We start from the raw sequence: 561 nt of genomic DNA on the forward strand, positions 1-561 counted from the left end.
GCTACGACTACTTTGGTAACTATCGGCAATATCCAAAATCCTACGGGTTCGAATGTACCTGCTTTGGATACAAATGGAAATATCACGATCCCTCAAGGAACTTTACCGAATATTTATACGATAACGTATGAGATATGCTTGTCAGGAGGTTCTACGGATTGTGATACTGCGGAAGTACAAGTTGTAGTTGGAACACCTACGTTAACAGTTGCTAACGATACCTATACGGCTACGACAATTGCTACTCCTAGGGTAGTGGGTAATGTGTTGAGCAATGACGCTATTAATGGTCATACCCCTGTATTGCCTTCGTTTGTGAATATAGGAGTTAAACAACCGGCGACCCCTATTGGAGCGGGAGTGACGCCTACTTTATCAACCATTACGGGAGATGTAGAAGTACCTGCCAATACCCCTGCAGGAGTTTATACGATAGTGTATGAATTGTGTCCTAAGGGTATTGCTACGGGTTCAGCATCTTGCAAAACAGCTACGGTAACAGTAACAGTAACAGCACCTACGATAGTAGCGTTGCCGAACACCTATACGGCTACCACAACA

At 44.0% G+C, this 561-nt stretch carries 1 pseudogene; it reads left to right on the forward strand.

The annotated features are described in order from the left end of the window. A pseudogene (locus tag CCAND38_RS11715) lies at positions 1 to 561 on the forward strand (hypothetical protein); the annotation flags it as partial.

Source organism: Capnocytophaga canis, from assembly GCF_000827555.1.
Classification (GTDB): Bacteria; Bacteroidota; Bacteroidia; order Flavobacteriales; family Flavobacteriaceae; genus Capnocytophaga; species Capnocytophaga canis.